Below are 5,246 nucleotides of genomic sequence, written 5' to 3'. Positions count from 1 at the left end.
AAGGCAGCGCGCTATCTCGCCTTCGTGGTGGGCAAAGCGCATGGCCGGCAGATGGCGCCGGAGATCCGTCGCAGTTGGGCGCAATCCTTGCAAAGGGGACGCTCCAGAAACCTGGATGCCCCGTCATGGCTCTGGCGTTCAGTCGTAGACCTCACAGGGCGGCATGAAAAAGGCTATCTCGATCACTGCCGGGTACATGCGATGAATGACTGAGATTTGGAGATAGCACACGAAATGCATAACTGCATTTCGGGCCTTTGTCGCCGCTCAGCGCCTGAATTTCGCGATCGAGGTGCGGACCTTCCGCCTTTTTGGCGACTCACGACCAGATCGTGTCACTCTCCTATCGACTTTGTACGGCGATTTCCGACAGAACTAGTCATTGGCCCGACGCGAAGCCGCTAGCAACAAAGCACCGCAGTTTCGGCCTTTCGGCGTAATAGACATTCTTCCGGTTATTCGATCACCATCTCTAACTGGCAAAGGAGCCGGTTAGGATCAAACGGCTTGGGTAGGAAGGTCGCGTGCGCGGGCAGTTCGTCCTCGCGCAGCGGAACATGACCCGAGGCGATATAGAGGATAGTCGGCGGGAAGCGGTCGCGGATGTAGTGCGCCAGCTTCAACCCATCCAGCGAGCCGGGCATTTGCACGTCGGTCAGGACCACCCGGATCTCCTTGCGCTCCTCGAGGATTATGATCGCTTGGTCGGCATCTTCTGCATCGAACACGCGCCAGCCGGCGGCTTCGAAAAAGTCAACAAGATCGAAGCGAAGCAGTGCCTCGTCATCGACGATGAGGATCGTTTTGGTGCCGATCGGATGGCTCTCGCCCACGCTTTAGTTCCCGGTGTTGATCGCGGCATCCTTCAACCGCGCATGGAGTTGGAAAATCAAACCTTCCGGTCGGTAGTCGGTTTCGCTCCGGCCGCGAAAATAGGATCGCAGCGACCGTTCGATCAACTTCGATCCGAAGCCCTTGTGCTCGGGCGGCGTGACGGGCGGTCCGCCTCTCTCCTCCCAGACGAGATCGAAGCCCACATCCTCTACTCCGCGGTTGATCGTCCAGCACAGCGTGACCGTGCCACCCGGCACCGACAGCGCGCCATATTTGACCGCATTGGTGGCGAGTTCGTGCAGCGCAAGCGCGAACGCTACCGCGATTTCCGGCTTCAGAGTCATCGACGGGCCGCCGATCCGGATAGTGTCGCCGATCCGGCCATGCGGCGCGAGCGCCTGCTCAGCGAGCGTGCGCAGGTCCGCCGAGCGCCATGAAGCCTGCGTCAGCACATCAGTTGCCGCCGCCAGCGCCACCAGTCGGGCGGACAGATCGTGGCTCGCGATCTCGATGTCGGTTGCGTTGCGCAGGGTCTGCTGGGCGACAGACTGGACCACAGCGAGGACATTCTTGAGCCGATGCGCGAGCTCTCCGTTCATCAGGCGCATGTCGTCTTCCGCGCGCTTGCGGTCGCGGAAATCGCGGGTCACGGTGCCATAGCCGATCAGCCCACCTGCTGCGTCGCGGATCGGGAACACCGAATACAGCACCGGGACTGCCTCACCGGTAGCGAAATGCCGGAAGTTGAGCTCTCCGCTCCACGATCCGTCTCCGGCGACCGCCGGCAGCACGGTCTCTTCGACGAACTGCGCCTGGTCCGGCGCGAAAAAGTCGCCGATCGTGAGCGAGGCCGCATCGGTGCGCTCCAGACCGACCATGCGCCGCGCTGCAGCGTTCAGATAAAAAATCTGCCTGTCGGTGCCCGCCATGCCGATGAAGTCGGTGCTGTTCTCGGCCAGACGCAAGAAATTGTCGCGCTCCTCTTCGCTTGCGCGCAGCTCGCTGATGTCGCGTGAAACCGAGAGGATGCGGTCGGGCTCGCGGTCGGCTCCGAAAATTGGACTTACCGCGACGTGCCACCATTTGGGCGTGCCCGCCATGGTGTCGGCCTTGCCGACAAAGCTGCGCGCTTCGCCTCGTTTCGCCGCCTCGATCGCGGCGCGCGCCTCAACGTATCCCTGTTCTTGCCAGAAGTCGGGCCAGGGGCAGCCGGCGATGGCGTTGAAGTCACTCACCTCCATTACGCGCTGGCCGCCTTCGCTCATGAAGGTCAGCTATCCGTCGAGATCGAGCACCTTGATGCAGTCGGTCGAACTTGCGAGGACGCCGGCAAGAAAGGCTTCGCGCTCTACCGACGCCACGAAATCCTCCTCGCGCTGACGCCGCAGGACCTCGGTCTGGAGCAGTGCAGTACGCAACGCGACCACCAGACCCACCAGCGCCAACGTCGTCGCGATGAAGAAGATCGAAGCACCCCAGTGGACGGGCGTGAGGAACAAGGGCAGGTCGGGTCGCGAGGCTGCATAGCCGGCGCCGAGCGCGGACAGGATCGTCGCCCAGACCCCGGCCCCGCCACCGAGCAGCAATGCGATGACGACGACGGCTGGCGTGTAGAGGAACCAGGGCGCCGAGGAGCCGAACAGCGAGAGCTGCGTGAAGGCCACCGCGGCGATAAACAACGTCGCCACGGCATAGCCTGGCAATCCGGAACGCCGGTCGGCGTTCACCAGAGTCTTCAGCTGGTCCAGCAATGTCGTCGAAGCGCTCATCGTCCCCCGGATCGGGGGAGAGCCCCATCGCGTGGCGCCAACAAATGTTAGCGTTCAGACAATGCATCGATCGCAACTATGTTCCCCGTGAAAGCTAGGCCGGGAGAAGTGCCGACGGACCGGTTTGCATCGTTGTGTCTGGCACCCGCCGATTGCTCCCGGACGATCAGCGTCCGAGCCAGGACTTGAACGCGTCGATATGCTGCGAGGCCTCGGCCTGGATCACGGCGGGCGTGACCGCCTCGGGCGCGGAAAGCGACCTGCGCGATCGCTGGTAACACTTGGCGAGCAGTGTTCGATCGCGCTCACCATCAGGCCGGCTGGAAGAGCAGCTCACTTGAGCGAGTGGCAGGTCCGAAGGCGAGCGGCTCGCCGCAGATTGGGAACGCCTCCTGCCGACCGTGGTTATGGTAGAGACGCTAGGGCCTACGCTCCTGCGCACAGGAGGGTAAGTGGACCAGCGCGACAATTGGCACCTGACTGACGATGTGACCCATGAGAGCGGACCCGGCGATCCCTTTGCCGCCGCCGTGCGCGCGACGCGCATGCCGATGGTCATCACTGACCCCGCCAAGCCCGACAATCCGATCATCTTCTGCAACGAGGCGTTCCAGAAGCTCACCGGCTACGACCGTGACGAGATCGTTGGGCGCAACTGCCGGTTCCTCCAGGGGCCCGACACCGATCGCGACGCGGTGCGGCGCATCCATGAGGCCATCGTGGCTGGTAAGCCGATCGATGTTGATCTTCTGAACTATCGCAAGGACGGCAGCACCTTCTGGAACGCGCTTTATCTGAGCCCGGTCCGCAACGCCGCCGGCGACATCCAGTTCTATTTCGCCTCGCAGCTCGATGTGACCGACCGCATCGAGGCGCAGCGCGCGATCGCCGAGCAGAAGGCGATCGTCGAGCGCGAGGTCGAAAAGCGCACAGCCGATCTGACGGCCGCGCTCGAGGAGAAGACCTTACTGCTGCACGAGGTCGATCATCGCGTGAAAAACAATCTTACCATGATCGGCTCGCTGCTGCGTTTGCAGGCGCGCACCATAGCCGACCCCGCCGTGACCGCGAAACTCGAGGCGATGCTCGAGCGCGTCGACGCACTCGCGACCGTCCATCGTCGGCTCTACCAGAGCGAGGATGTCCAGCAGTTCGACATCGGCGCCTTCTGCCAGAATCTTGTTGCCGACGTCGTCGGCTCGAGTGGGCGCAGCGACATCGAGACCGATGTCTCGGCCGAGCGGATCGAAGTTCCGGCTGCCATGGCATCGGCGTTGGGGCTCGTGCTCAACGAAGTGCTGACCAATGCGGTCAAGCACGCCTATTCTGATGGGCGCGGCGGCACGCTGAGGGTCGCGGCCCACCGCGACGGCACGGCCGCGCGGCTGACCATCGCAGATGACGGGCCGGGCTTCGCCGGTGACAAGCCGCCCGGGGGCGGTCTCGGCACCACGCTCATCAACCGCCTCTCCAAACAGGCAGGCGCGACCGTATCCTGGACCAGCAGCGGCCGGGGCACCCAGGTCGACATCCTGTTCGATCCGGAGGGCGCATGACCAGTCCCTCCGCGCCGCTCTCCATCCTGATCGTCGAGGACGAAGCGCTGCTCGCTATGGACCTCGAGACCATGATCGAGGATGCCGGGCATCGCGTCGTCGCTGAAGCCGCCTCGCTACACGATGTCGCCGATCTGCCCGACGATTGCCGGTTCGATCTCGCCTTCGTCGATATCCAGCTCGCGCGCGGCACCAGCGGCCTCGATGTGTCGAGACTCATCCAGCAGCGCTGGCACGGCACCTTCATCGTCTTCGTGACTGCCAACCCCTCGAAAATTCCTGAGGATTTCGCTGGCGCGCACGGGGTCATCCCCAAGCCTTTCTCGCGCAACGGGCTGATGGCCGCGATGCGCTACATCGAGGAAGGCGTGTGCGACCCGCCGCCTATCTCGCCGCAACCGGCCAGTTTCCTCGCTTCGCCAGCTTTCTCGGCGACCTGGAGTTGACGGCTGCGGTTTACTTGGCGTTCCAGCCTGAACTTTTTTGGCAATGCCGAATGTCGGCTCCTGTCGGGACCGGTCAGTCGCTATGTCTAAACGAAACTGCCGCTAAGCCCCAGGAGCCAGCGGTTGGTTCAAGCGAAACCGGCCCCTTTGTGCCGTTCAGCCGGCAATTCTACGCTCTCAGGTGTGATCCGTCAGCTTTCCAGGATGCTGATCGACAACAATCTTCTCGAACGCGACACCAGGGTCTTTGTAACACGACGAAAAACCTGGCTTTTCTGCAACACCATAGACGGTGGACGGGCCAGCGCCGTCATCTACAGCCTAATACTGACTTGCCGCGCCTGCAGCGTCGATCCTCTCACGTGGCTACGCCATGTCCTCACCGAACCGCCCCAACGACCTCACGACGACGATATCGACGACTGCTGCCATTCAACTTCGAGAGACACGCCTGACACGTCGACGTCGCTGCGGTGGGCTGTCCCGTCCAGCGTCAATTATGATGGACGCACTGCCTCCGGAAACGGCGTGCTACGAAATGCGCGCTTACTGAGGACCTGATGGAAAACTAATCGCTGTCCGACTGAGTAGCCCCTAGTTTTCTAGACGCCTTCTGCTTTCAAAATCTGCTGCCGTTCGAA

5 protein-coding genes and 2 pseudogenes are annotated in these 5,246 nt (G+C 62.5%); 4 read left to right on the top strand and 3 right to left on the bottom strand.

Features of this window, described 5'->3' with window-relative positions; all coding sequences use genetic code 11:
* Nucleotides 1–213 (top strand): annotated as a pseudogene (locus V7066_RS28660) (DUF2252 domain-containing protein); the annotation flags it as partial.
* Nucleotides 214–455: 242 nt separating this feature from the next.
* Here V7066_RS28660 and V7066_RS28655 read toward each other — a convergent pair.
* Genes V7066_RS28655 through V7066_RS28645 form a run of 3 tightly spaced genes read right to left on the bottom strand, consistent with a single transcriptional unit; the run spans nucleotide 456 to nucleotide 2,603 of the window.
* Nucleotides 456–833, bottom strand: coding sequence for a response regulator (locus V7066_RS28655; RefSeq protein WP_334186323.1), 378 nt, complete (start codon nucleotides 831–833; stop codon nucleotides 456–458).
* Nucleotides 834–836: 3 nt separating this feature from the next.
* Complete coding sequence (locus V7066_RS28650) at nucleotides 837–2,099, bottom strand: sensor histidine kinase (protein WP_334186322.1); 1,263 nt, start codon at nucleotides 2,097–2,099, stop codon at nucleotides 837–839.
* A gap of 9 nt (nucleotides 2,100–2,108) precedes the next feature.
* Nucleotides 2,109–2,603: a hypothetical protein gene (locus V7066_RS28645; protein WP_334186321.1), complete on the bottom strand. Its 495-nt coding sequence runs from the start codon at nucleotides 2,601–2,603 to the stop codon at nucleotides 2,109–2,111.
* Between the two features lie 452 nt (nucleotides 2,604–3,055).
* Here V7066_RS28645 and V7066_RS28640 point away from each other — a divergent pair, with 452 nt between their 5' ends.
* From V7066_RS28640 to V7066_RS28630, 3 genes and pseudogenes are all read left to right on the top strand, one after another.
* A complete protein-coding gene (locus V7066_RS28640) occupies nucleotides 3,056–4,159 on the top strand; it encodes a PAS domain-containing protein (RefSeq protein ID WP_334186320.1) in 1,104 nt (367 codons plus the stop codon).
* Entirely contained in the window at nucleotides 4,156–4,605 is a 450-nt protein-coding gene (locus V7066_RS28635; RefSeq protein WP_334186319.1) for a response regulator, read from the top strand. Before V7066_RS28640 ends, V7066_RS28635 begins: the two co-directional genes overlap by 4 nt.
* A gap of 201 nt (nucleotides 4,606–4,806) precedes the next feature.
* Nucleotides 4,807–5,060: pseudogene (locus V7066_RS28630) on the top strand (transposase domain-containing protein); the annotation flags it as partial.
* Nucleotides 5,061–5,246: the final 186 nt, after the last annotated feature.

This window comes from Novosphingobium sp., from assembly GCF_036820275.1.
Taxonomy (GTDB): Bacteria; Pseudomonadota; Alphaproteobacteria; order Sphingomonadales; family Sphingomonadaceae; genus Novosphingobium.
Note: the sequence above shows the minus strand (reverse complement) of the source record. Positions and strands in the feature narration are given on the sequence as shown.